Raw genomic sequence first — 24,401 nt, 5'->3', positions numbered from 1 at the left:
AGACGCTGCCTGGGCAGGCGTGCACGCGCGGGCGCCAGCATTGCGGTAATGCCCCGGTGTTGCCGCCAGGTGCTGCTTGAAGGCGCGCTGCAGGTGCGCCTGGTCGGCGAAACCGGCTGCTTGTGCCACCTCGGCGATAGCCCGCCCTTGGCGCAGCTGCGCCCGCGCCAGTTGCACGCGCTGATCGAGCAGATAGCCGTGGGGGGTCAGCCCGAAGTGTCGGCCAAACGCGCGGATCAGGTAGGAACGCGAAAGGCCACAGGCAGCACAGATATCCTCAAGCCGCAGTGCATCGCAGCGATGGGCACGGATGAACGCGGCTGCGGCCTCCAGCCGTGGGTTACGCACTTCGGCGGCCTGCGCACTGCCCTGCAGCAGGGCGGGCAATTCGCGGAACAGCGCGGCCAGGCGCGCCTCGCGGTCCGGCACACTGGCATCGAACAGCTCGGCAAAAGCCTGCAACAGCCGCTGGTACAGCACGGCAGAGGTGCTGAGTGTCTGCACCGGCAAGGTGAACCCCAGCGCTTGTAGCCACGGCCAGTCGACGAACAGCATCAGATAGGACCACGGCTCCCCTGCGATCGGGTTGCAGGTATGCACGACCCCAGGGTTCATCAGGACGGTAGTGCCCGCCGCAACCTCATGGCGCTGATCGCCATTGAGGTAAGTGCTACGCCCACCGGTGATCACCCCGATGGAAAAACTTTCGTGGGAGTGCGCGGCGTAGCAAACCTGGCGCCCGTCACCAACCTTGCGGGCCTCGACAAAGGGTAGCGCAGGGTCGCGCCAGAACCGTGATACCTCGATCATTGCCATCCCCAGTTGCCGTGTGCCTGGATACTACACAGTTATTGCGGGAACAGGTCCAGGGTGCGTTCCACTTCACCGATATCGACCCTGAACCCGTCGCCCTCCGGCAGGCCGACCACGAAGCCGAAGTGCTGCTGATCACGGTCGGTCAGGTACTTGTAGTAGCTGACGAAGCGGTTCGGCGGCTGCAGCGTCAGCAGGCAGCCACCGGGCTGCAGCACATTCACGCCATGCACCAGTTGGCTACCCTCCACCCCAATCACCACCTTGGCCCCGGCACAGGCGGCGATGATGCTCGGCACATCCGACTTGAGCGGGTTGACGATGCGAAAACCCCGTGTAACCCGCAGGTGCTCGGCAAGCGCCAGCTCGTTGCGCAGCAGGCGCAGGTCACCATCACCGCCGCGCAGCAGGAACACCCCCGGGTGCGGCGCATGGGCGACATGCGCCAACAGCTTTTCGCCCATGGCACGGTAGCGGGCATGCCGGCTGCGGTTGTTGCTCTGATCGTCGAACAGCACCAGCTCCCGGAAAAACGCACTGCGCAGGCGCAGCGGCTGCATATCCAACCAGTCTTCGTAGGCCGGTGCCTGGGTGAACAAGGGGTACCTGGCCGACGGTGCCGTGGTCACCGGCACGCCCTCGTTGCAGGCCAGCGCATACGTGGGGCAATCCTCCATCAGCCAGGTGCCGAACCATGAATTGCCATTCTGCGTGCAGTAAATGGCAGCGCGGTCGATTTCATGGTCCACCGCAATGCGCGGAAAGGTGTTCGGCTTCTGCGACAGCCAGTGGCTGGCCTTACCCTTGTACAACGCCCCGTCGACCAGCCATACATCCTTGATCAGGTAGCCACGGGTCGGCCCTTGCAGCGCACTGATGCCACCCTCCATGGTGCGCGCCGGGTGCACGTAGGGGTAGAACCGCTTGCCTTCCCATCCGGTGACCCGCTCCAACTGCCCCGGCAGGTAAATGGCCGGTGGCGACACCGTGGTCTCGCCCGGGGCGATGTCCCAACTTTTGCTGGCAAGGCTTTTGACGTCGATTGGCGGGGTTCTGCCCAACCGTTTGCGGGCGATGTAACGGTAGGCAGCGAGGGTCCAGCTGCGTTGCGCAGCGGCCGGCGAAGCATTGAACTGCGAGATGTCGCTTCTCATGAAGCGTCCCCCTTGATGGCGAGGTTCAGCGCATGGCGCAATATGATGACTCAATGCATCCGTGCGCCCCTTCAACTGCACATGACGCGCTGCATGATGGGGGGTGACTGCTGGTTGGCGTAGCGGTTGCGCAGGGCTTGCACGAAGGTTTCGCCAGTGGCGTTGTCGCCGTAGAGGTAGATCTTGTGCAGGCCGCCGAACACCATCTCATGGTAGCGGCTGGCAACTTCGTCATCGCTGGGGCCTGCTGGCAGGCCCAGGTGCAAGGTCAGTTTGTCGCCTTCCATTGCAAACATGGGCGTGTCCCACAGAAACTTCGCCGTACCGGTCTTTGGCAGCCGCACGAACAGGTAAGCATGGTTGCCCAACGAATCGATGTCGCCCCCACGCCGCCGCTTCCACTTCAGCAAGCCGTCGTCCGGGCGCGCCAGGCACAGGCCGATGTCGTAATAATCGAAGCCATGTTCTAGCGCCCATTCCAGGGCCATGAAGGTGGTGATCGAGTTCACTTCGCGCAACTTCCTGGCGTCTGAAAACACCGCTTCGCAATAGCCGAAGCGCAAGGTGCTCCAGTAACGCTTGCCATCACGCACCACCTCGCAGCCGAGGTGGCAGCCGATAACCTCATCGCCGCAGGTAATCAGGTCGAGCCGCCCGACACTCTGGGCAATGCGGAACACTTCGTCGGTGGGAAACTGCGCCGCATGGATGCCCTGCCTGGCAGTCGCGTACGGCCGCAACAGCTCACGGTCGGCCATGGCGATTTCGTCATCGGCAAGTGCCTGGCGCATCTGGTAAAGCGGGCGGTTCTTGCGAATACTGCGCCGCAGTTCACTGTCGTAGCGCGCGGTGATGTCTTCCAGGGGGCGCCCCAGTGGCACCACGGCGCTTAGATAGTGCGGCACCGAAAGCGCGCCGGTAGTGGGCATTTCGCTGATCAGCACCACATGGTCGGCAGGTGCGCTGGCACTGGCGCTTTCCACGATCGCCGCACTGCCCTGTCCCTTGCCGCCAATCAGCAGCTTGGCCATTTCCCGTTGGTGCTTGCGGCCGATGTAAAGGATCTCGTAAGGGCTTTCCTGTTGCAGCCGAAACCTGGCAACTTCCCAGCGCCACAAACAGGCGCGCGCCATTACCTCACGCACTTGGCTGCCCAACTGTCTGATTTCGTAACGGGTGGAGGGCGATATGAATTTTCGCGCCGCTGCGGTCAAGGTCGCTTTCATTTCTTCTTCCACGTCCTTTGAAGTGCCAGGGTGTATCGGAACAAGACAGATAAACAGCGGAAAAATACCTAACGCATTGATATTAAAAGGTTAGGCCGCACATTAACTTCACATTCAGTAACAATTTAAGGTGGGCGAAATCACTTTGGCAAGTGGCACTTGGCTGGTATTTGTCTGAATTATTCTGGCGTCAAATTTCCTGCCGCCACTGCGTTTAGTTGCGACAGATTGCTATAAGCGTGCCGACATCACGATAACCGGTTACCACTTCGCTATCGATAACTGGCGTTTGATGCCTTCTTTGCATAAAGAGGGGCATCATCATGATAGGCAACAATCCACACCACGCCCTGCTCGCGGCACAACTGCCGCATTGGGCACGCCGCGCCAACCCCGGGCAATGGGGCGCTTTACAGGCCAGTCAACATGCCCCGTGGCAGTTGCAGGACTGGTTCGACAATGCCGCACCCGACCTGCGCGAGGCGGTTTGCGCCAGCCACAACCAGTTGCTGCATGCGCAAGCGGCCTTGGCAAAGGCGCTTAAAGGGCTCAAGCAGATCAGTGAGTTTGCCGAGCCACTGCTAAGAGGCCGCCTGGCAGAACATGGGCTCGACACGCCCTTGCTCGATACCCAACTACTGCGGGTCGAGCATGATTGGCATTGGCTGGGGCTGCGTCATCTTTACAGCCATCGTCGCGATAGCCTGCTGCAGGCTGCCCTGCAGAACTTCGCCGATGATGAAACCTTCACACCCGAAAGTGCCATTGCCCTGGGGCTTCCCCAACCTCAGGCGCCTGATGCTGTCGGATTGCCGCTTCGACCGTGTACCGCGCCTGCCCCAGCCGTGGCAATTGCACTGGCTGGACCTGGACAGCAACCGCATTACCTGGGATGCCAGCGCCCAGCGAACACTGGACCGCTACACGCGGCTGGTGCAACTGGACCTGTCGGACAACCCGCTGATCAGCGCACCGGACCTGCGCAATCTCGCGCAACTGAAAACCTTGTTCCTGTCCGGTTGCAGCCTCGTCGAGTTGCCGCAAGGCCTGGACCAGATCAGCGAACCGTTCGTGCTGGACCTGGCTTCCAACCAGTTCCAGCACCTGCCTGCAAACTTCGCGGTCACCCGGCCTGTCGCCAATGCCTTGCGCCTTGAAAGCGAGTGGCTGGGCGCGCCCATGCGGGCTCAGATCGATGCCTACAACGCCGCGCACCAGGTCGATCTGCTGGTCAGCGAAAGCGACTACCTGGATTTCTTCGACGAACCAGGCCCCGACGACGCGGCGCTGTGGCAGCGCCTGCCGCTGCCGTACCGCCGTGACCTCAGAGCATTGCTGGACATGGAGCCATTCCAGTCTCAACCGCAGCATGCACGCGTGGAGTTCTGGCGACGGCTGGCCGTGCTCGACGCCGATCCGGCGCTGCGCCAGCAAGGCCTGATGCGCCCGGTCCAGGCACTGTTCACCCTGGCGCTCTGAGCAATCCGCAGCGCCTGGTCGAACAACCAGGCGCTGCGCTCACGGGTGTACCACACTGGTGTTTTTCCCGGCGCCGGTGCATGCTCAGTGCTGAAGCGATTCACCTGGCTTGAAATCCGCCCTGTAACGTGAGGTGCAGTAACCATGGACCGTCTGCTCGATTCACTCTTCCCCACCGCTGATAGCATCCCGGAAACCTGGCGCCTGGGGGGCCCACTGGAACAACGCGAATACCTGGTCAACGGGCAACTGCGACGCTGGGAAGGCCCCCTGGCCACGGTGCGCAGCCCCGTGTGGCTCAAGCAGGGTGACGAGGAACAGCAGGTCATACTGGGCAGCGCACCCTTGCTCGATGCCGATACCGCCCTCACCGCCCTCGATGCCGCCGTGCAGGCCTACGACAAGGGCCGTGGCGCCTGGCCGAACATGCGGGTGGCCGAGCGTATCCAGCACGTGGAGACCTTCCTCGCCCGTATGCGCGAACAGCGCCAGGCGGTGGTCAAGTTGCTGATGTGGGAGATCGGCAAGAACCTCAAGGACTCGGAAAAGGAATTCGACCGTACCTGCGACTACATCGTCGATACCATCAACGCCCTCAAAGACCTCGACCGCCGCTCCAGCCGCTTCGAACTGGAACAAGGCACGCTGGGCCAGATCCGCCGGGCCCCGCTTGGCGTGGCGCTGTGCATGGGCCCCTACAACTACCCGCTGAACGAAACCTTCACCACGCTGATCCCGGCGCTGATCATGGGTAACACCGTGGTGTTCAAACCGGCCAAGTTCGGCGTGCTGCTGATCCGCCCGCTGCTCGAAGCGTTCCGCGACAGCTTCCCGCCTGGGGTGATCAACGTCATCTACGGGCGCGGCCGCGAAACGGTCAGCGCACTGATGGCCAGTGGCAAGGTCGACGTGTTCGCCTTCATCGGCACGCACAAGGCTGCCAGCGACCTGAAAAAACTGCACCCACGCCCGCACCGCCTGCGCGCGGCCCTGGGCCTGGATGCCAAGAACCCGGGCATCGTGCTGCCGCAGGTCGACCTCGACAACGCGGTCGAAGAAGCGGTGACCGGTGCGCTGTCGTTCAACGGCCAGCGCTGCACGGCCCTGAAGATCCTGTTTGTGCACGAGGACGTGGTCGAGGCCTTCCTCGACAAGTTCCAGCGCAAGCTGGCCGCGCTCAAGCCCGGCATGCCGTGGGAACCTGGGGTGGCCCTGACACCTCTGCCCGAACCCGGCAAGGTCGACTACCTCGATGGCCTGGTCGCCGATGCCAGGGCCAAGGGCGCCCAGGTACTCAACGAAGGCGGCGGCCACAGCCGCGGCTCGTTCTTCTTCCCGGCGCTGTTGTACCCGGTCAACCACAGCATGCGGGTGTACCACGAAGAACAGTTCGGCCCGCTGGTACCGGTGGTGCCCTACCGCGACCTGCAAACGGTGATCGACTATGTGCTGGACTCTGACTACGGCCAACAACTGAGCCTGTTCGGCAACGACCCGCAGACCATCGGCAGCCTGGTCGATATATTCGCCAACCAGGTCGGGCGCATCAACATCAACGCGCAATGCCAGCGTGGCCCTGACACCTACCCGTTCAACGGCCGCAAGAACAGCGCCGAAGGCACGTTGTCGGTGGATGATGCCTTGCGGGTATTCTCGATCCGTACCTTGGTCGCCACACGCTTCCAGGACGCCAACAAGGAACTGATCAGCGACATCATTCGCAATCGCCAGTCCAGCTTCCTGACCACGGACTACATCTTCTGACCGCTCGCTTTTGCGCCTGCATGACCGATTCCAGGCAACAGGGCACCGCACCGGTGCCCATTGCCCAGGAGCATCGACATGGCAGCTCAAACCAAGACTGAGCGCCGACGAAATCCGCGCCCGCCCCAGGAACATGTTCGGCGGTAACCGAGCGGCCAGTTGAAAGCGGCAGCGCTTTGCTTGAAGCTTGAGGCTCGTAGCTTGGAGCTGCTTCATGCGAATCATCGACAAAACCGCGACCCAGGTGCGCAGCCTGACCCCCGCCGAAGAAGAGCTGCTGGTCGGCTTTGCCACCGGCACCCTGGGCGGCCCGCGCCTGCTGCAGGCCAATCAGCTACTGATGAAGGTGCGCAATGCCAACCAGTGGCTGGCCTGCGATTGCCGTAACGACGCCTTGCCGGTGCTCAATGTCACGCTCAATGGCAACACCGGCACGCTTTTCCTGAAGAACAACCCGGGGACCGCCGAGCATGCGCCCGGTTGCCCCTTCAGCAAAGACGAGCGCGAAGCCGCCGAGCGCGAAAACGACCCCGCGCCACCCGCCGCCTGGCTGCCACCCGACACGCCCCTGCGCCTGATTGGCGACTTCCGTGCCGGCGGCCCTGGCGAGGGTGGCGAAGGCAGCGAGCGACGCGCACAGCAGCGCCTGCTGGCGCTGTTGCTGACCTGGATCGAGACCAGTGGCCTGAACCTGTATGCCACGCACCTGAAGAAGGACCTGACCGGGCAGTTTGCCGAACTGCGCAGCGTGGCAAGCCGCTACCCGCTGCTGGAGCGGGTGCCGGCCAGCAACTACCTGGAAACCCGCCTGGACATGAAGCACATGATGATGCTCAAGGCGCGGTTGCGCGAAGCCAAGGTGTTCGGCAACCACCGCCGGCACGGCCTGTTGCTTGACTGCGTCGATCAGATCAAGGGTCGCAAGCTGTTCAACAACCGCAACGAAGACGGGTTCGATTTCCAGGGGCATCACTTGTACTGGGGCGGCAGCCGCACCAGCGGACCGCTGCTGGCACTGATGCTGTATTCGCCGACCAGTGCCGGCAGCCACTACTACGAGCTGATCCATGTGGCCAGCGTACCCGTGCTGTCACGCGCCCACCTGTTCCCCGTGTACCGCGACGAGGAGCGCGAGCCGCTCAAGGCGTTGGTGTCGCTGGTCGACTGGATGGCCAGCAAGGGTGTGAAAGTGCAGATGCGCCGGCCGGTGATCGGCGGCGCGCTGGCAGACGAGTTGGTGATGACCTCGGATCAGGACCGGGTATTGTCGATATCGCTCCTGGAGCAACCGCTGGGCCCCGAGCCGGACGCGGAGAACTTCAAGCGCTACGCCGATTTCAAGAGCCCGGAAACCTTCCGCAAGTTCGTTGCCGGGTTCTTCATGCGCGAACGCTGAACATCGCCTGTTGTTCGCACCCATTGGCGCCATGGGCCAGCCTGCACTAGCGTTGTGCTACCAGCCAGGCAAAACGTTCATGCGGAGCCCCAACCCATCATGCCGGACCTGCGCCCGAACCCGACGCTGTGCCTGCAGTACCGCGCCGAGCAGCCTATTCACCAAGCCTTCCTGCAACAGGCAGAGCGCTGCCCCGAAGCCCCTGCAATCATCACCGCGCACAGGCTTTGCACGTACGCCCAGCTGGCGCAGATCAGCCAAGGTATCGCTGCGTATCTGCTGGAAATAACCGTCAATAGCGACGATCGTGTGCTGATTGTTGCCGAGCGGGGCGCGGCGCTGGTCTACGCGATGCTTGGCTGCCTGCGCGCCGGGCGGGCGTTCAGCGTGGCCGATGCGGCCTACCCTCCCGCCCGCCTGCAGCAGCTCGCCAGCAGCTTGGCACCTCGGGTAGTCCTGCGCTGTGGCCAGGCACACGTCGAAGCCGCAGACGCCTGTGTGGTAACTGTGCCTCAGGACCCGGTCGAGGCACTGCATGCGTTTGACCGGCCAACGGCGCAACTGCCCGCGGTCAGCGCAGGGCAACCGGCCTACATCACCTTCACCTCGGGCAGCACCGGCGAGCCCAAGGCGATCGTTACCCATCACGCGCCGCTGGTGCACTTCATCGACTGGCATGTGCACCAGCACGGGCTGACCCAGGCGGATACGTTCTCGCTACTGTCCGGCCTCGGCCACGACCCGGTTTACCGCGATGTATTCACGCCACTGTCGCTGGGCGCCAGCATTGCCTGCCCGGCCCAGGCCAGCCTTACCGACCCTGCACAGCTGGCCAGCTGGATTGCGTTGCACCGCGTCAGCGTCATTCACCTCACCCCACCGCTGGGCAAGCTGATCGAGACCGGCGCGCAGCTGCAGGGCCAGCTGTTCAGGCAACTGCGTTACCTGTTCTGGGGCGGCGATGCACTCAGCCCGGCGCTGTACCAGCAAATGCGTGCCGTGGCGCCGAATGCCGTCAACGTTAATTTCTATGGCACCACCGAAACCCCGCAAGCCATGGCGTACCACACGCTCGACCCGACCGCGGAACAGGCCCGGGTGCCCTTGGGCAAAGGCATCGCCGATGCGCAACTGCTGGTCGTGAACGCGGCCGGGCAACTGGTGGGCGAAGGTGAAACCGGCGAAATCCTGATCCGCAGCCCCTATCTGTCCCTTGGCTATTGGGGCGACCCGGCGCTGACCGAAGCCAGGTTCATCACCAACCCGTTCACCGGGCTGGCCAGCGACCGCTGCTACCGCACTGGCGACCTGGGCACTTACCTGGCCGATGGCAGTGCCTGTTTCCTCGGCCGGGCTGACGGCCAGGTGAAAGTGCGGGGGCACCGCGTGGAACTGGCGGAGATAGAAAACACCATCAGCCGCCTGCCTGCCGTCCGGCAGTGCGTAGTACTGGCCAACCATGACCACCCACTGCCCCGCCTGATTGCCTACTGCGTGTTGCATCAGCCAGGCAGCGCCGACGACCTGCGCCTGGCTGTCGCCCGCCAGTTGCCGGACTACATGGTGCCGGCACTGTTCATCTTCGTGCAGGCCATACCGCTCACCCCGAACGGCAAGGTCGACAAACGCGCCCTGCCCGCCCCGGTTCAAGCGCCGACCAGCCAACCCTCGTCAGCGCTGGCCGAGAAGCTGTGCAGCGAGTGGGCACGAATACTGCGGGTGCCGCGCCTGGACCCACGCTTGAGCTTTGTCGAGCTGGGCGGTGACTCGCTTTCATTCGTACAGGCCTCGAGGGTGCTCGAGCGGTTGATCGGCCACCTGCCAGACCGTTGGGAAAGCCTGTCGGTCAACCGGCTGGCCGAGCTCAGCGCACCGCATGAAGGCGGCTGGCGGGTCATGGAGATGCCTGTGTTCGTGCGTATGCTCGCCATCATCCTGATCGTGGTCGGCCACCTCAGCGGCATGACCCCTTGGCCGATCGTCGGCGAAACGTCGGTACTGTTCCTGGTCTCTGGCATCAGCCTGGCGCGTTTCCAGCTCAAGGCCATTGAAACCCGGGGGGATGCACGCACACTGCTGCCGTCCCTGGCCGCCATCGTGGTGCCGACCGTGCTGTATACCGCGCTACTGCAACTGGTGTTCGACCGGGTGCACTGGCAATCGCTGCTGTTGGTGTCCAACTGGTTTGCGACCGGCGAGGTTGGCCTGTTCAACTACTGGTATATCGAAGTGCTGGTGCAGATGATCGTGATCATTGGCCTGGTGCTGTCGAGCAAGCGGGTACGCCAGGCCGTCAACGCCGCCCCGTTCCGCTGGCTGATCCTGGCTGCCTGTACGCTGGTAGCGGTGGATGTGTTACTCGACCGCTGGGTGTTCGACGCCAGTGGCCTGCTGCACCGGGTGCCGCAACACTTCCTGGCGGTGATGGTGCTGGGCATGGCCGTGCACCATGCCGATACCCCCGCACGCAAAGCGTTGGCCAGCGCGGTAGCGGTGCTGGTGGTTGCAGAACTGGACCTGATGGCGGTGGCCGGTATTGGCTGGCAGGCCGTCACCCACTACGTCGATATTGCCTTGCCGGCGATGCTGGCGCTGATCTGGCTACGCGCAGTCCCCGTACCGGCCTGGCTGGCACGTGCGGGTGCGGTGATTGCTTCGGCCACCCTGTTCATCTACCTGACGCACTTCCAGTTCCAGTCGGTGGCGGACCGTATCGCCCCCTACCTGCTGTTCGAGGTTGCCTTGGCCATCGCCGGGGGCGTGGCCGTCAGTGTCGCGTGGAATACCAGCACGCGCTGGCTGCTCAGCCGCTGGCGGGCTGGCCGAAAAACGCGCGGGGACGATGACGGGGTGCAACGCGTGACCTAGCCCGCCAGTTCAGCCAGGACTTCAGCCGACGTGGTGACCTGGCGGAAGTGATGCTGCCATAGCTCGATGCCAAGCTTGCCGGAACGGTCCAGCGAGGAGCCGACTGTCATGTCGGTGACCAGGGTAGGCATCAGCCCAGCATCGAACAGGGCAAAGCCGGCGGCCAGCACACAGGTTTCGGTCTGCAGGCCACACACCAGCACGCGCTCCACGCCCATTTGCCGGATGTACGCGATCGCTTCGGCGCTTTGCCCGTAACCATGCTTGACGAACACCTGGTCAGCCTCCACCAGGCTTTCGTCCTCTGCCGCCGGGTGCCAGCCAAGCTGGCGTGCAAACGGCGTGACCCGCTCGTCGTGCAGTTCGACCGAGGCTACGGTAGGAATATTGGCTGACAACCGACGCAGCCCATCGACCAGCCACTCGGGTGGGCTGAAGGTGGACTGGACATCGACGATTAACAACACCTGGCGCATGGGCGAATTCCGGCACGGGCAAAAGCGCGCAGTATACCGCGCCTGCACGGCCGCGGTGGCTGCCCACGCCTGGCTGGCGCTCAGGCACGGCCAAACCACCCTGCAGAGGCTTGCCCCCCGGTCACATCCGGCGCTGTTTCAGCTATGATCGGGCATCCCGCCGAGGACGCCGTGAACCATGCCCGTAGACCTGCACGCGTTGTACCCCAGGCTGATCCACCTGATGCTCGACACGGTCTTCGTGGTCGACCGGGACAACCAGATCATCTTTGTCAGCGATGCCTGCGAAGCGCTGCTGGGCTACCGGGCATGCGAGCTGGTCGGTACCGCAATTACCGACTACATGCACCCCGAAGACCTGGCAACCACTCGCGCTTCGATCCTGCGGGTCATGAATGGCCAACCGCATTACGACTTCCACAACCGTTACATCCGCAAGGACGGTGGCGTGGTGCATATACTCTGGGCAGCCTGCTGGTCAGATGAGGCTCAGGCCCGCATCGGCGTGGCGCGTGACATTACCGCCCAGCACCAGGCCGAAGCCGAGCTGCGCTTTCTGGCGCATCACGACCCGCTGACCCGGCTGGCCAACCGGGCCATGTTCAACCAACGGCTGGACGCCGCCCTGGCCAGCGCCCGGCGCCATGACCGCCCATTGGCATTGCTGTTTATCGATATCAACGATTTCAAGCAGATCAACGATAACCACGGCCACAGCGTGGGCGACCGGGTACTGTGCACACTGGCCCGGCGCCTGGAAAGCTGCGTAGCGGGCAGCGCGACGGTGGCGCGGATGGGCGGTGACGAGTTCACCGTGCTGTTGCCCGATTGCCCGTCAGCCGAGGTCGTGGCCGCACAGGTGCAGCATATCCTGGCCGTCATGGCCGAGCCGCTGGATGCCGAGTTGGCCGGGCTCCAGGCACCTTCCTGCAGCATCGGCATCGCGCGCTTCCCCGAAGACGGCGCCGATGCCGACATGCTGCTGCGCCATGCTGACGGCCACATGTACCGGGTCAAACGGCAACGCACCGCGGCAGGCTGAACACAGATGAACAGGCGCGACCCTGAAGACGCTTTGCTCGTCAGCTGGCAGCACAATGCCCAGGCCTGGATTGACGCGGTACGCAGCGGCGCCATCGAGAGCCGCCGCGAGGTGACTGACGCCGCCATCCTACTGGCGATATTAGGCCGCCAGCCCAGCCGCGTACTCGACCTTGGCTGCGGAGAAGGCTGGTTGCTGCGCGCGCTGCATGCCCGGGGTATCGAGGCGGTGGGTGTCGATGGTGATCCGGCGCTGGTGGCGGCTGCGCGGGCTGAAGGCGCCGCGCAGGTGCACGTGGCCAGTTATGCGCAGCTGGCTGCTGCACAGGTGCAGGTGGGCAAGGACTATGACCTGGTCTGCGCCAACTTCGCCTTGCTGCACCAGGACATCATCCCGTTGCTGGCCGCGATGGGTGAGTTGCTGGTGCCGGGTGGTGCACTGGTGATGCAGACCCTGCACCCCTGGAGCGTCGCTGAGGGCGACTATCAGGACGGCTGGCGTGAGGAATCGTTTGCCGGGTTCGCCGGGCACTGGCAGGCGATGCCATGGTATTTCCGCACCCTTGGCAGTTGGCTGAACGCGCTGGAGATGGCCGGGTTGCGCCTGGTTGGCCTGCAGGAACCGCAGCACCCGCAACGCGCGGTGCCGCAGTCGCTGCTCCTGGTAGCCGAGCGCCGTTGAAACTGGCGCGGCCTGGTGTCGCCATGGGGCGCATGACGCCCCAGGCTCCAGGCCACCGTGTAGTCAGAGCACCGGCTTGCGCACCGCGCCGCTCCGCGCTTTGGCCATGGCCGCCAGGCGCACCGCGACGTTAGCCGCACCGTAGCCGCTATAACCCCCTTTGCGCTGGATGATCTCGAAGAAAAAGCGCTCTTCGAAGGGCTCTGTGTACACATGGAACAGCTCGCCACCCTGGGCGTCGCGGTCATAAAGCACGTTGTAGTAAGCCAACTCGCTGAGGAACTCGTCGTCGAAATCGAAGCGGGCCGCCAGGTCGTCATAGTAGTTCAGCGGAATTTCCAGCAACGGCACCCCGGCCAGCTTGGCGCGCGCCACTTCGCTGAAGATGTCGTCGCAATCAAAGGCAATATGGTGCACCCCGGAACCGCGGTAACTGGACAGCGCATGGGCAATGGCGGTGTTGCGGTTTTCCGAAATGTTCAGCGGCAGGCGCAAGGTGCCGCACTGGCTGCGCAGGGCGCGGCTCTTGACCAGGCCGTACGGGTCGGGCAGCACCACCTCGTCGTCGGCGGCGAAATCGAACAGGCTCTTGTAGAACAACACCCAGCTGTCCAGCGACTCGGCTGGCAGCGCCAGGGCCATATGGTCGATGCGGCGTAGGCCGCCGGTGGCGGTTGCGCTCGGGTCCAGGCTGAAGTCGGTGTCATACAGGGTATGTCCGGCGGTGCCCTGCTCTACCAGGTACAACAAGCTGCCATCGGGTGCGCGTACCGCCGGCACCTCGCACTCGTTGGGGCCGACCAGGCCGCGGAACGGCTGGCCACGGTAGGCAGTGGCACGCTTGAGCGCAGCCTGCTGGTCCTTGACCCGCAGCGCGGTGGCGCACAATGACGGGCCATGGGCTTCGAAGAAGTTGTGGCCAAAGGAGTAAGGCTCTGCGTTCAGCACGATGTTGATATCGCCCTGGCGCAGCAGTTGCACTTCCTTGCTGCGGTGCTTGCCCGCTTCGGCAAAGCCCAGCCGTTTCAGCCAACTGCCCAGGCGCGCGCCGACGGCCTCGTCGACCGCAAATTCCAGGAACTCGACGCCGTCATAGCCACTGGCCGCGGGCGGGGTGAACAGTACGCCAGGCTCGATCGGGGTATTTTCCTGTTCCAGGCGCAGCCGGGTTTGCTCTTCCAGGTACAACAACGAGCGCAGGCCGTCGGCGGCATTCTGCCGGGTGGGCGCTGCACGGAAGCCGTCATTGAAGATTTCCAGCGACAGCGGGCCACGGTAGCCGGTGGCCAGGATCGGCGCGAGGAAGCCGGCCATGTCCATTTCGCCTTGCCCCGGGAAGCAGCGGAAGTGGCGGCTCCACTCCAGCACGTCCATCGCCAGGATCGGTGCGTCAGCCATCTGTACGAAGAAAATCTTGTCGCCAGGGATGTCGCGGATCGCGCGCGGGTCGCCCTTCAGCGACAAGGTATGGAAACTGTCGAGGATCACCCCGAGGGCCGGGTGGTCAGCCTGGCGCACCAGGTTCCAGACCTGCTGGTAGGTGTTGACGTGGCGGCCCCAGGCCAGCGCTTCGTAACCGATACGCAGGCCACGCTTGCCAGCATGTTCGGCAAGCAGGCGCAGGTCGTCGACCAGCACCTGTTCATCGCCCAGGGCATCGGCCTGGACGTTGCTGCACACCAGCACCAGGTCAGTACCCAGCTCCTGCATCAGGTCGAACTTGCGCTCGGCGCGGTCCAGGTTTTTCTGCAGGCGGTCGCGGCGGCAGCCTTCGAAATCACGAAACGGCTGGAACAAGGTAATGGCAATACCCAGGTCGGCGCACATCTGCCGCACCTGGCGGGGGCTGCCGGCATAGTAGAGCAAGTCATTTTCGAAGATCTCGACGCCGTCGAAACCGGCGGCGGCGATGGCTTCGAGCTTTTCCGGCAGGGTGCCGCTCAAGGACACGGTAGCGATCGAACGCTGCATGGCGGGAGTTCCTTGTTGTTTGGAAGGTATACAGTGCCAGACAGGCAGAAAGACCTGTCACAGTTTATGGCACGATCGATTATTCGCAGGTAGAGTCGCTGCTTCAATCTCTTTGTACGGAATGGTTAGTTTTGCGTTCGATTATCGCACAAAACCCGTTTTAGCGAATTGCCAGTCAACTGGCCCGTGGTCAACATGATCCACAGACGCAGGCACACCGACCGCTGCCTCCTGCCTTGGCAAACACCCCTGGCGGAACCTGCGCAAACAACAATAACAACGGAGACAACGATGGCTCACTCCAGCTCGCAAGCAAAAAAAGCGACCGCCAGTGGATGGATAGGCTCGGCACTCGAGTACTACGACTTTTTCATCTATGCCCAGGCCGCTGCACTGATTTTCCCGCAGATCTTCTTCCCCAATACCGACCCGAAAATGGCCATCATCGCTTCGCTGGCCACCTATGGCGTGGGTTACCTGGCCCGCCCGGTGGGCGCCTTCGTGCTGGGCCACTGGGGTGATACCCGTGGCCGCAAGAACGTGTTGCTGCTGTGCATGTTCCTGATGGGCCTGTCGACCATGGCCGTGGGCCTGCTGCCCACCTACCACGACATCGGCTTCCTGGCACCGGCCTTGCTGGTGGTGCTGCGCCTGATCCAGGGCTTCGCCGTGGCCGGGGAAATCTCCGGCGCCAGTTCGATGATCATGGAGCACGCGCCCTTCGGCCGAAGGGGCTACTACGCCAGCTTCACCCTGCAGGGGGTACAGGCGGGCCAGGTCATGGCAGCGGCGGTCTTCCTGCCACTGGCGTACTTCATGCCCAGCGAGGCCTTCAATGACTGGGGCTGGCGTATTCCCTTCCTGATGAGCGCCATCGTGCTGATCGCCGGTTTCATCATCCGCAAGGAAGTGCACGAAACCCCGGCATTCGTGAAGGAAGAGAAACAGGACAAAGTGGCCAAGTCGCCGATCAGCGAAGCGTTCCGCCACAGCTGGAAGCACATGGTGCTGGTGATGTTCATGGCCCTGATGAACGTGATTCCGGTAGTCGCCACCATCTTCGGTGCGGCCTACGCGGTGCAGCCGGCCTATGGCATCGGCTTCGACAAGAGCGTTTACCTGTGGATCCCCGTGGTCGGCAACATCGTCGCGGTGCTGGTGATTCCGTTCGTCGGCAACCTGTCGGACAAGATCGGCCGCCGCCCGACCATGATTGCCGGCTGCCTGGGATCGGGCCTACTGGCGTTCGTCTACCTGTATGCGATCAGCATTCAGAACGTGCCACTGGCATTCATCACCTCGATCGTCATGTGGGGCATGGTCTACCAGGGTTACAACGCGGTATTCCCAAGCTTCTACCCTGAGTTGTTCCAAACCCGCTACCGCGTTTCGGCCATGGCCATTGCGCAGAACATCGGCACCATGCTGACTGCCATGTTGCCGGCGCTGTTCGCCCTGGTTGCGCCACCCGGCTCGGACAACATCCCGCTGGTGGTCGGTGGGCTGGCGTTCTTCATCACTTGCGTGTGTGCCCTGGCGGCCTACATTGCCCCGGAAACCCATCGCCTGGCGATGGAAGACCTGGGTAACCCGCAGGCCAAGCCGATGGAAAAGGAAGCCTATGAAGCCAGCCGCAAAGGCAGCGTCCAGGCGGTAAGCCACTGACAGGCACGGGGCCGCAAAGCGGCCCCAGCCATTTCAGCCCTGAACCACGCCCTGCAAGCGCGCCCACAGCCGCTCCACATCGCCCCGCTCGGTCGGCAAGGCGCCGATCGACACCCGTACCATCCAGCGGCCATCCAGCGTCGCCGGGGTCACGTAGGCATCACCGCTGGCGTTGAGCCGCTGCGCCCAAGCCTGGGTGTACGTGTCCAACGCCTCGCCCTCCAGCCCCTGCGGCCGATGACGAATGCACAAGGTCTGCAACTGCACGGGCGCCAACAGCTCCCAACCTTGCGCAGCGCTGACCTGCCCTGCCAGCCAGCGGGCATTGTCCAGGTCGCGTCGCAGCCGCGCCTGCAACGCTTCCACGCCCTCGCTGCGCAACATGAACCACAGTTTCAACGCACGGAACCGGCGCCCCAGCGGGATGCCCCAGTCACGCAGGTTCTTCACCTCGCCATCCACTGCCGACTGCAGGTAGCTGGGGTTGGTGCTCATCACCCGGATCAGGTGCTGCGGGTCGCGCACGTAATAGATCGAGCAATCAAACGCCACGCCCAGCCACTTGTGCGCATTGACCACCACCGAGTCGGCCAGCTCGATGCCGTCCCACATCCAGCGGCATTCCGGCAGGATCATCGCCGAACCGGCCATGGCCGAGTCGACGTGCAGCCACAGGCCGTGGGCCTGGGCAATTTCGCCGATCGGGCGCAGCGGGTCCACGGCTGTGGTGGTGGTGGTGCCGGTGGTGGCCACGACAGCGCAGGGCTGGTTGCCGGCAGCCAGGTCCTGCTCGATGGCTGCCTGCAAGGCCTGCGGGCGCAGCGCGTAGTGTTCGTCGGTGGGGATCAGGCGAATGTTGTCACGCCCGAAGCCGGCCAGCAGCGCGGCCTTGTCCACCGAGCTGTGGGCGTGGGCACTGACATACACGATCAATGGCTTGGCTTCGGCCTGCAGGCCACCCCGCACCAAAGCGTAATCGGTGGCGCGTTCGCGCGCGCTGATCAACGCCACCAGGGTGCTGGTCGAGGCGGTGTCCTGGATGACCCCGCTCCATTGGCTGGACAAACCCAGCAACTGGCGCAGCCAGTCGAGGGTGGTTTCTTCCAGTTCGCTCAGGGCCGGGCTGGACTGCCATGACAGGCCCAGCACACCCAGGCCAGTACTGAGGAAGTCACCCAGTACCGAGGACAAGGTGCCATTGGAGGGGAAGTAGCCATAGAAGTCAGGGTGCTGCCAGTGGGACAGGCCAGGCATGAGCAGTGCGTTGACGTCGTCGAGAATGGCCTCGAAGGGTTCACCTTGCTGGGGGGCTTTCCCTGGCAAGGCGGCCTTGAGGTAACCGGGTTCGACCTGGGCCATGACCGGGCGCTCGCCCACGGTCTGGCGGTAGTCGGCGATCAGGTCGATCAGCTGGTGGCCGTATTGGCGGAATTGTTCGGGGGTCACGCGGGCTCTCCTTTGGGTCATCCGTAGCCTGTTATGGCCCCATCGCAGGCAAGCCAGCGCCCACAGAACAGGACGCTGGCTTGGACAGGGCCAGCGCAGGCAACACAATGCCCCCAGTCTAGGCGCCTATGCCCAGACGAATAACCCCATGTCACGCATAGTTGCTATGGCAAACGCGCATGCCCACCCTGCACGCCGAACTGCGACTGGCGCCACAACTCGAATACCCGGTTGCGTAACCAGCGGTGCTCGGCCGAGGCCTGCAAACGCTGGTGCCACACCACCCAGTAGCGCTGGCTATGGTCGATAAAGCCCAGCGGCCGCCAAGCCAGGCCATGCAAGCGGCTCAGTTGCCGGGCGATGTGCTCGGGGACGGTGGCCACGGCCTGGCTGCCGGCAACCACCTTGACCGTGGCACAGAAGAACGGCACCTCCAGGCTGACCCGCCGCTGCAGGCCCTGGGCGCGCAGGTGGCGGTCGATGAAGCTGTCCTTGTCGCCGCCACCGGAAATCCGCACGTGCTTGTGCGCCAGGTAGTCCTCCTGGCTGAGGGTGGCTTGCGCCGTCAGCGGATGGTCGCGGCGCATCAGGCACACCGCGCGGTCCTCACCCAGCAGGCGCCCGTGCAGGTTGGGTGGCGACTCGTCGAACAGCGTGGTCGCCAGGTCGATCTCGCCGCTGGCCAGCAAGGCGTACTGGCCGGCCTGCCAGGTGCGGTATTCCAGGGAAACCCCCGGCGCTTCCTGTTCCAGCGCAGCCACCAGCAACGGCAGCATGTGTTCGGCCACATAGTCCGAGGCAGCCAGGCAGAAGCGCCGTTCGCAGCGGGCCGGGTCGAAGACTGCGGGCTGACGCAGGGCCTGCAGCTCTTCAAGCACTTGCCGCAGGGGCTCGACCAAGGTTTCGGCGTGTTCGCTGAGCACGTAGCCGCGGCCTTGGCGGACCAGCAAGGGGTCGCCGAACGCTTCGCGCAGCAGGGCCAGCTGACGGCTGAGGGCCGGCTGGCTGACGCCGAGGCGCTCGGCAGCGTGGCTGAGGTTCTTCAGCTGCAGCAGGTGGTCAAGGGTGCGCAGGTGGGCGAGGCTGAGGGAGGCGAAGGTGGGGTTCATCGGGTTCGGCTCCGGACCGCTGCGAGGGCTTCGCCCTCGTTTCGCGACACAAGGCCGCGCCTACAGAAGCGGCCTTGCGACGCGATGGGCCGCAAAGCGGCCCCAATTGCACAGATCAGTCGGTCAGACCAACGTAAACATTCTGCACATCATCGTTCTCGTCGATCGCTTCGAGGAACGCTTCAACCTCAGCCAGCGCTTCGGCGCTCAGGCTGGCCGCGCTCACCGGGTTTTTCGGGGTATAGCCGATTTTCGCCGAGGTCACGGTGAAGCCATGCTCGGGCAGGGCCTTCTGCACCGCGTCCAGGTCGGTAGTGTCGGTAATGAATAGGGTCGAGCCCTCTTCTTCACCTTCTTCGAAGTCCTGGGCGCCGGCTTCGATCGCGGCCATTTCCGGGTCGGCATCGCCTTCGGGGGTGGCTTCGATCAGGCCGACATGGTTGAAGTCCCAGGTCACCGAACCGCTGGCGCCCAGCTGGCCCTTGCGGAACAGCACGCGGATCTGCGCAACGGTGCGGTTGACGTTGTCGGTGAGGCACTCGACGATCAGCGGCACCTGGTGCGGGGCAAACCCTTCGTAGCTGACGGCATGGTACTGCACGGCCTCGCCGTCCAGGCCAGCGCCTTTCTTGATGGCGCGTTCCAGGGTTTCACGGGTCATCGAGGCTTTCTTGGCCTGGACGATGGCCAGACGCAAGCGCGGGTTCATGTCCGGGTCGGCGCCAGATTTGGCCGCAATCTGAATTTCCTTGGCCAGCTTGCCCATGATCTTGCCCTTGGCATTGGCAGCTGTTTCTCTATGCTTGGCTTTCCACTGTGCGCCCATGTCGACTCTCTTTGTTTCAGCGGCCGGTTCAGGAAGCGACCGGCCAAAAGTGGGTGCAGTTTATACGCCCTCGCGCATGGGTTCGACAAGAAATCTCATCAGCCTCGATCCGCTTGCCTGCCGCCCTGGCAGCCGCCTGGCACTGAACTGCCCCTAGCGGGTAGCGATCACGAACAGCCTCGGGAACGGCAAAAGCACCTTGCCATCGGTGGCCGGCGGATAGTCGCGCTGCATGGCCTGCAGGTACATCCGCAGGAAATCACCCTGCGCGCGCTCATCGAGCCTGGCCAGGTAAGGGCGCAAAGCCGAACCTTTGAACCACTCCACCACCGCCTCGGCGCCGCCCACCAGCGGGTGGTGATAGGTGGTGCGCCACACATCGACCCGCGCGCACAGCGGGCTGAGCAGGTCGTAGTAAAAGGCCGCCCCGTGCCGGGGCGGCAGTTGCAGGTCGGCGAACTTCGCGGCCCACGGGCCCTGGCTGGCAATCTCGCGCAATTGCCGGTGGGCCGGTTCATCGAGGTTGTCCGGGGTCTGCACCGCCAGGCTGGCGCCTTCGCTCAACTGGCGCACCAGGTGCGGGTATAGCTTGGCATGCTCGGGCACCCACTGCAGCGAGGCATTGGCAAGGATCAGGTCCTGCGGCTCCGGGGCCGACCAGCCGCTGATGTCGTCAACCACTGTGCGCACCCGGGGGATGCACAAGCGTTTGCGTTCCCGGGCCTTGGCAATCATGTCCGGGTCGCTGTCCAGCGCCATTACCTGGGCATCGGGGTAACGTTGCAGCAGTACCTCGGTGGAGTTGCCAGGGCCGCAACCCAGGTCGGTGGCGTGGCGTACCGGGCGTGACGGCACGGCGGCCAGCAGGTCGCGCACGGCGCGGGTACGTTCGTCTTCGAACAGCGAATACTGGGTGGCGGACCAGGCCATGTGCAGCTCCTCCAGGCGGGTGATAAGTGGAGCATACGCCATGTGGCGGCCGGCGCGTTCGTTGCGGCACACGCAATGAACTGTCTGGCTGGGTGCAGGGTCATCTGCTGTATGCGCAGCCACCTGAAAACCTATATCGCCATTGCCATCCTGGCCCTGATCGCGGCCGCCGCCCTGCTCGGCTCACCGTGGATGAACCAGGGCTTTCACTTGCCCGCCGAAAAAACCCAGGCCCAACAACGCGAAACGGCCGGGTCCCCACGGGAGCCGGCCGTTTCCAAGCGCGAGTGACGCTTAGTGCTGCTTGCTGCCAGAGCGGATCTGGTGCACCACACCCATGGCCACCACGATGGCCGCCGCCACACCGGTGGAGATCACCAGGATCTGGTAGTCAGGCATGAAGGCCATGGTGACCAGTGCCGCCACGATGAAGGCGATGACCAGGTAGGTCAGCCAAGGGAACAGCCACATCTTCAGGCGCACTTCCTTGCCCTCGGCGATCAGCTTGCGGCGCATGCGCAGCTGCGAGAAAGCGATCACCAGGTACACCAGCAGGGCAATCATGCCAGTGGTGTTCATCAGGGTTTCCAGCACGTCTTTGGGGCGCAGGGTCTCGCTGAAGTTGATCAACGCGCAGACCACAGCCACGGCGCACGAACCCATGATCGCGTACACCGGTACACCGGTGCCGGCGCGGGTGATCTTGAAGAACGACGGTGCATCGCCCCGCTGGGCCAGCGAGAACAGCATGCGCGAAGCCGTGTAGTGGCCCGAGATCAGGCAACTGCTGACCGAGGTCAGTACCACGAAGTTCATCAGCAGCTCGGCGTACGGCACGCCCAGCAGCTCCAAGGTACGGCGGTAGGCGCCATAGCCGGAAACCCCCAGGTGCGGGTCGTTCCACGGTACCAGGCAGACGATCAGGAAGATCGAACCGACGTAGAACAGGCACACCCGCCACACCACCGAGTTGGTCGCCTTGACGATCTGAGCGGCCGGGTCTTTGGCTTCGGAAGCGGCAATGGTGACGATTTCTGCGCCGAGGAAGGCGAACATCACCCCCAGCAAGGCGCCGATGACCGTGGTAATGCCGTTGGGCATGAACCCTTCGGCGGTGAGGTGGCTGATGCCACGCACTTCACCGAATTGCCAGACATTGGTTACCGCAGCGGTACACACGATCAGGAAGCAGACGATCGCGATCACCTTGATCAGGGCGAACCAGAACTCGAACTCACCGTAGTGCTTGACGTTGAAGAAGTTGACGGTGATCAGCAACAGGGTCGTGGCCAGCACGAACACGTTGACGCTCACATCCGGGAAGAACCCATGCAGGATCTTGCCGGCTACGTAAGCTTCCCAGGCCATGAGAATGACCCAGTACCACCAGTACAGCCAGCCAATGGTGAAGCCGGCCCAGCGGCCGATGGCGCGGTCTGCGTAAGTGGAGAACGAGCCGGTATCAGGCGAGGAAGTCGCCATTTCACCCAGCATGCGCATGATCAGCACCACCAGGATGCCGCCTGCCAGATAGGCCAGGACAGCGGCTGGGCCGGCGCTGTGGATCACGCTTCCGGAACCGACGAACAAGGCGCCGCCAATAACCCCGGCGATCGACATCATCGTCAGGTGGCGCGACTTCAGCGAGGCACTGAGCTTGCTCTCGTGCCCGCTTTTCGCGGTGGTGGTAGTGGATGTTGCGTCCATCAGTTGTGTACCCCGTGCTTCTTTTTATCCAAGGAAAACCGTGAAACCCCGATGGCTGGCGGTTTCACCTGTACATCAGTGCTAATGCGGGCAGGATGGTGTGCGCGAACACACGCAGGCCTTCCATGGCGGCCTGCTGACGCGCCCCAGGGCTGGCGCCTGGCGCGAACTGAACATGCTATTGGTGGCGATATCTGACACCTAATGTAAAAATGTCCGACGCAGAGAGCCATGCACAGTGGCATCAAACTCGCACTGCACTGTACAGGTCGCCTATGCAGTACACCCTGCAATTGCCTGGCGATACGCACCCTGAAGGCCCCGAATGCTCGAACTACATCCAGACTCCTCGACCCCGTTGGTGAACCAGATCATCGACGCGCTGCGCGAGCTGATCGATAACCAGACCCTCAAGCCTGGCGCCAAGGTGCCCTCGATTCGCGCCTTTGCCGCGAGCTACTCGGTGAGTACCTTCACCGTGGTCGAGGCATACGATCGCCTGGTGGCCCAGGGGTTGCTGGTGAGCCGGGGCAATGCAGGTTTTTTCGTCAACCGCGCGGCAGCCGAGCTGCTGGAGCAGCACAACGCCGAGGCCGACACCAGTCGACCAACGTTCAACTCAGAGTGGTACCTGCAACAGATCTTCGAGATCCGTCAGTTGCCCTACAAACCCGGATGTGGCTGGCTGCCCAACGACTGGATGTACGAAGAGGGCCTGCGCCGTGGCCTGCGCCAGGTGGCCGGCAGCCCGCTGGAACTGTCGGGGTACGGCGACCCCATGGGCCTGCCGGAGTTGCGTGCACTGACCGCGCAGAACCTGCAGCAGGAATTGTCGATCGTCGCCAACCCGGCGCAGCTGATGCTGACCCACGGCGCCAGCCAGGCGCTGGACCTGGCTGCACGCACGCTGGTCCGGCCGGGGGACGTGGTACTGGTGGACGACCCGGGCTACCCGAACCTGATGAGCATCTTGCGTACCCAGGGGGCGACGCTGGTCGGCGTCCCGCGTACCCCGGCGGGCTACGACCTGAACCAGTTGGAGCAGTTGCTCGCCCATCACCGCCCGACGGCGTTCTTCACCCAGCCGCATTTGCACAGCCCGACCTGCTCGCGCACCCCGCTGCCGCAGCTGCACCGGCTGTTGCAGCTGGCCAGCCAGCACGGCTTCCGCCTGGTCGAGAACAACCTGTACGCCGACATGGTCGCCGAGCCGCAGCCCTGCCTGGCCAGCCTCGACCACCTGCAGCAAGTGGTGTACGTGGGCAGCTACTCGAAGAGCATTTCGCCCAATGTGCGCGTCGGCTACATGCTGGCCAACCCCGAGCTGATGCAGAAGCTGCTGCAGCTGAAAATGCGTTCGGGCCTGACCACATCGCAGGTGATGGAGCGTGTGGTCTATGCCGCGGTCATCGACGGCCGCTGGCGCAAGCACCTCAAGCGTCTGCGCCAGCGCCTGGCCGAGGCGCATCAGGAAGTTGGTCGGCATCTGCATCGATTGGGCTTCGAATTGTTCATCGAATCCGACGAAGGCATGTACATCTGGACCCGCCATCCGGCGCTCCCGGACAGCGCGGCATTGCTGGACGACGCGCTGGAGAAAGGCATCATGCTCGGGCCTGGGCAGTTGTTCATGGTCGATGCCAAAGCCACCGGCTGGATGCGCTTCAACGTGGCGTTCAGCACCGACCCGGCGATGTGGGAGTTGCTGGAGAAAGTGTTGGTCAAGCATGTGCGTCGGGCTGGGCTTTAAGCCATACCGGTCGTGTGAACTTGAGATCGAGCGCCGCCCGCGCGGCGCATCGCGAGCTGCGCTCGCTCCTACGTTTGTTTCGGGCCAATTATGCCTGT

At 63.7% G+C, this 24,401-nt stretch carries 18 protein-coding genes and 2 pseudogenes; 10 read left to right on the top strand and 10 right to left on the bottom strand.

Going from position 1 to position 24,401, the window contains the following annotated elements:
• Positions 1–36: 36 nt before the first annotated feature.
• The 3 genes and pseudogenes from EGJ22_RS01400 to EGJ22_RS01390 all read right to left on the bottom strand — a co-directional run.
• Positions 37–810 (bottom strand): annotated as a pseudogene (locus EGJ22_RS01400) (AraC family transcriptional regulator); the annotation flags it as partial.
• A 38-nt stretch (positions 811–848) separates the two neighbouring features.
• Positions 849–1,967: a glycosyltransferase 61 family protein gene (locus EGJ22_RS01395; protein ID WP_029887125.1), complete on the bottom strand. Its 1,119-nt coding sequence runs from the start codon at positions 1,965–1,967 to the stop codon at positions 849–851.
• Positions 1,968–2,038: 71 nt separating this feature from the next.
• Positions 2,039–3,193, bottom strand: a complete 1,155-nt coding sequence (locus tag EGJ22_RS01390; protein ID WP_009685564.1) for a hypothetical protein — start codon at positions 3,191–3,193, stop codon at positions 2,039–2,041.
• A 323-nt stretch (positions 3,194–3,516) separates the two neighbouring features.
• Here EGJ22_RS01390 and EGJ22_RS26840 point away from each other — a divergent pair.
• The 5 genes and pseudogenes from EGJ22_RS26840 to EGJ22_RS01370 all read left to right on the top strand — a co-directional run.
• Positions 3,517–3,906, top strand: a pseudogene (locus EGJ22_RS26840) (leucine-rich repeat domain-containing protein); the annotation flags it as partial.
• Between the two features lie 22 nt (positions 3,907–3,928).
• Positions 3,929–4,672, top strand: coding sequence for a leucine-rich repeat domain-containing protein (locus tag EGJ22_RS25930; RefSeq protein ID WP_155273754.1), 744 nt, complete (start codon positions 3,929–3,931; stop codon positions 4,670–4,672).
• 144 nt (positions 4,673–4,816) lie between these two features.
• Positions 4,817–6,436: an NADP-dependent glyceraldehyde-3-phosphate dehydrogenase gene (locus tag EGJ22_RS01380; protein ID WP_029887123.1), complete on the top strand. Its 1,620-nt coding sequence runs from the start codon at positions 4,817–4,819 to the stop codon at positions 6,434–6,436.
• A 214-nt stretch (positions 6,437–6,650) separates the two neighbouring features.
• Entirely contained in the window at positions 6,651–7,832 is a 1,182-nt protein-coding gene (locus tag EGJ22_RS01375) for a hypothetical protein (RefSeq protein WP_064314490.1), read from the top strand.
• A gap of 99 nt (positions 7,833–7,931) precedes the next feature.
• Positions 7,932–10,700: an amino acid adenylation domain-containing protein gene (locus EGJ22_RS01370; RefSeq protein ID WP_029885542.1), complete on the top strand. Its 2,769-nt coding sequence runs from the start codon at positions 7,932–7,934 to the stop codon at positions 10,698–10,700.
• On the opposite strand, the gene EGJ22_RS01365 is transcribed toward EGJ22_RS01370, so the two are convergent.
• Complete coding sequence (locus tag EGJ22_RS01365) at positions 10,697–11,176, bottom strand: isochorismatase family protein (RefSeq protein WP_009685570.1); 480 nt, start codon at positions 11,174–11,176, stop codon at positions 10,697–10,699. The two genes, EGJ22_RS01370 and EGJ22_RS01365, sit on opposite strands and share 4 nt — an antisense overlap.
• 178 nt (positions 11,177–11,354) lie before the next feature.
• On the opposite strand from EGJ22_RS01365, the gene EGJ22_RS01360 reads away from it, so the two are divergent.
• Together EGJ22_RS01360 and EGJ22_RS01355 are read left to right on the top strand one after the other, a co-directional pair.
• Positions 11,355–12,218, top strand: a complete 864-nt coding sequence (locus EGJ22_RS01360) for a sensor domain-containing diguanylate cyclase (protein ID WP_029885541.1) — start codon at positions 11,355–11,357, stop codon at positions 12,216–12,218.
• A 6-nt stretch (positions 12,219–12,224) separates the two neighbouring features.
• The gene (locus EGJ22_RS01355; RefSeq protein WP_029885540.1) at positions 12,225–12,899 is read left to right on the top strand and encodes a bifunctional 2-polyprenyl-6-hydroxyphenol methylase/3-demethylubiquinol 3-O-methyltransferase UbiG; all 675 of its coding nucleotides are present in this window, start codon (positions 12,225–12,227) and stop codon (positions 12,897–12,899) included.
• 63 nt (positions 12,900–12,962) lie between these two features.
• On the opposite strand, the gene quiC is transcribed toward EGJ22_RS01355, so the two are convergent.
• Positions 12,963–14,870 (bottom strand): 3-dehydroshikimate dehydratase QuiC, encoded by a 1,908-nt coding sequence (quiC, locus tag EGJ22_RS01350; RefSeq protein WP_029885539.1) that lies wholly within the window; start codon positions 14,868–14,870, stop codon positions 12,963–12,965.
• Between the two features lie 291 nt (positions 14,871–15,161).
• On the opposite strand from quiC, the gene EGJ22_RS01340 reads away from it, so the two are divergent.
• Positions 15,162–16,535, top strand: a complete 1,374-nt coding sequence (locus EGJ22_RS01340; protein ID WP_029885538.1) for an MFS transporter — start codon at positions 15,162–15,164, stop codon at positions 16,533–16,535.
• 33 nt (positions 16,536–16,568) lie between these two features.
• Here EGJ22_RS01340 and EGJ22_RS01335 read toward each other — a convergent pair whose 3' ends face one another.
• The 4 genes from EGJ22_RS01335 to tam all read right to left on the bottom strand — a co-directional run bounded on the left by EGJ22_RS01335 (position 16,569) and on the right by tam (position 20,846).
• Positions 16,569–17,981 (bottom strand): DOPA decarboxylase, encoded by a 1,413-nt coding sequence (locus EGJ22_RS01335; RefSeq protein ID WP_029885537.1) that lies wholly within the window; start codon positions 17,979–17,981, stop codon positions 16,569–16,571.
• Between the two features lie 164 nt (positions 17,982–18,145).
• Positions 18,146–19,090, bottom strand: a complete 945-nt coding sequence (locus EGJ22_RS01330) for a LysR family transcriptional regulator (protein ID WP_029885536.1) — start codon at positions 19,088–19,090, stop codon at positions 18,146–18,148.
• 115 nt (positions 19,091–19,205) lie between these two features.
• Positions 19,206–19,916, bottom strand: coding sequence for a YebC/PmpR family DNA-binding transcriptional regulator (locus EGJ22_RS01325; RefSeq protein ID WP_009685578.1), 711 nt, complete (start codon positions 19,914–19,916; stop codon positions 19,206–19,208).
• A gap of 153 nt (positions 19,917–20,069) precedes the next feature.
• Positions 20,070–20,846 (bottom strand): trans-aconitate 2-methyltransferase, encoded by a 777-nt coding sequence (tam, locus tag EGJ22_RS01320; RefSeq protein WP_029885535.1) that lies wholly within the window; start codon positions 20,844–20,846, stop codon positions 20,070–20,072.
• Positions 20,847–20,957: 111 nt separating this feature from the next.
• On the opposite strand from tam, the gene EGJ22_RS01315 reads away from it, so the two are divergent.
• Positions 20,958–21,137: a hypothetical protein gene (locus EGJ22_RS01315; protein ID WP_029885534.1), complete on the top strand. Its 180-nt coding sequence runs from the start codon at positions 20,958–20,960 to the stop codon at positions 21,135–21,137.
• A 3-nt stretch (positions 21,138–21,140) separates the two neighbouring features.
• Here EGJ22_RS01315 and EGJ22_RS01310 read toward each other — a convergent pair whose 3' ends face one another.
• Positions 21,141–22,553: an amino acid permease gene (locus EGJ22_RS01310; RefSeq protein WP_009685581.1), complete on the bottom strand. Its 1,413-nt coding sequence runs from the start codon at positions 22,551–22,553 to the stop codon at positions 21,141–21,143.
• Between the two features lie 325 nt (positions 22,554–22,878).
• On the opposite strand from EGJ22_RS01310, the gene EGJ22_RS01305 reads away from it, so the two are divergent.
• Complete coding sequence (locus tag EGJ22_RS01305; protein ID WP_029888035.1) at positions 22,879–24,303, top strand: PLP-dependent aminotransferase family protein; 1,425 nt, start codon at positions 22,879–22,881, stop codon at positions 24,301–24,303.
• Positions 24,304–24,401: the final 98 nt, after the last annotated feature.

It is taken from the genome of Pseudomonas sp. p99-361, assembly GCF_003935475.1.
Classification (GTDB): domain Bacteria; phylum Pseudomonadota; class Gammaproteobacteria; order Pseudomonadales; family Pseudomonadaceae; genus Aquipseudomonas; species Aquipseudomonas juntendi.
Note: the sequence above shows the minus strand (reverse complement) of the source record. Positions and strands in the feature narration are given on the sequence as shown.

Coding starts and splice junctions, on each gene's coding strand:
- EGJ22_RS01395 (WP_029887125.1), bottom strand. CDS start 1,967: ATGAGAAGCGACATCTCGCAGTTCAATGCTTCGCCGGCCGCTGCGCAA.
- EGJ22_RS01390 (WP_009685564.1), bottom strand. CDS start 3,193: ATGAAAGCGACCTTGACCGCAGCGGCGCGAAAATTCATATCGCCCTCC.
- EGJ22_RS25930 (WP_155273754.1), top strand. CDS start 3,929: ATGATGAAACCTTCACACCCGAAAGTGCCATTGCCCTGGGGCTTCCCC.
- EGJ22_RS01380 (WP_029887123.1), top strand. CDS start 4,817: ATGGACCGTCTGCTCGATTCACTCTTCCCCACCGCTGATAGCATCCCG.
- EGJ22_RS01375 (WP_064314490.1), top strand. CDS start 6,651: ATGCGAATCATCGACAAAACCGCGACCCAGGTGCGCAGCCTGACCCCC.
- EGJ22_RS01370 (WP_029885542.1), top strand. CDS start 7,932: ATGCCGGACCTGCGCCCGAACCCGACGCTGTGCCTGCAGTACCGCGCC.
- EGJ22_RS01365 (WP_009685570.1), bottom strand. CDS start 11,176: ATGCGCCAGGTGTTGTTAATCGTCGATGTCCAGTCCACCTTCAGCCCA.
- EGJ22_RS01360 (WP_029885541.1), top strand. CDS start 11,355: ATGCCCGTAGACCTGCACGCGTTGTACCCCAGGCTGATCCACCTGATG.
- EGJ22_RS01355 (WP_029885540.1), top strand. CDS start 12,225: ATGAACAGGCGCGACCCTGAAGACGCTTTGCTCGTCAGCTGGCAGCAC.
- quiC (WP_029885539.1), bottom strand. CDS start 14,870: ATGCAGCGTTCGATCGCTACCGTGTCCTTGAGCGGCACCCTGCCGGAA.
- EGJ22_RS01340 (WP_029885538.1), top strand. CDS start 15,162: ATGGCTCACTCCAGCTCGCAAGCAAAAAAAGCGACCGCCAGTGGATGG.
- EGJ22_RS01330 (WP_029885536.1), bottom strand. CDS start 19,090: ATGAACCCCACCTTCGCCTCCCTCAGCCTCGCCCACCTGCGCACCCTT.
- EGJ22_RS01325 (WP_009685578.1), bottom strand. CDS start 19,916: ATGGGCGCACAGTGGAAAGCCAAGCATAGAGAAACAGCTGCCAATGCC.
- tam (WP_029885535.1), bottom strand. CDS start 20,846: ATGGCCTGGTCCGCCACCCAGTATTCGCTGTTCGAAGACGAACGTACC.
- EGJ22_RS01315 (WP_029885534.1), top strand. CDS start 20,958: ATGCGCAGCCACCTGAAAACCTATATCGCCATTGCCATCCTGGCCCTG.
- EGJ22_RS01310 (WP_009685581.1), bottom strand. CDS start 22,553: ATGGACGCAACATCCACTACCACCACCGCGAAAAGCGGGCACGAGAGC.
- EGJ22_RS01305 (WP_029888035.1), top strand. CDS start 22,879: ATGCTCGAACTACATCCAGACTCCTCGACCCCGTTGGTGAACCAGATC.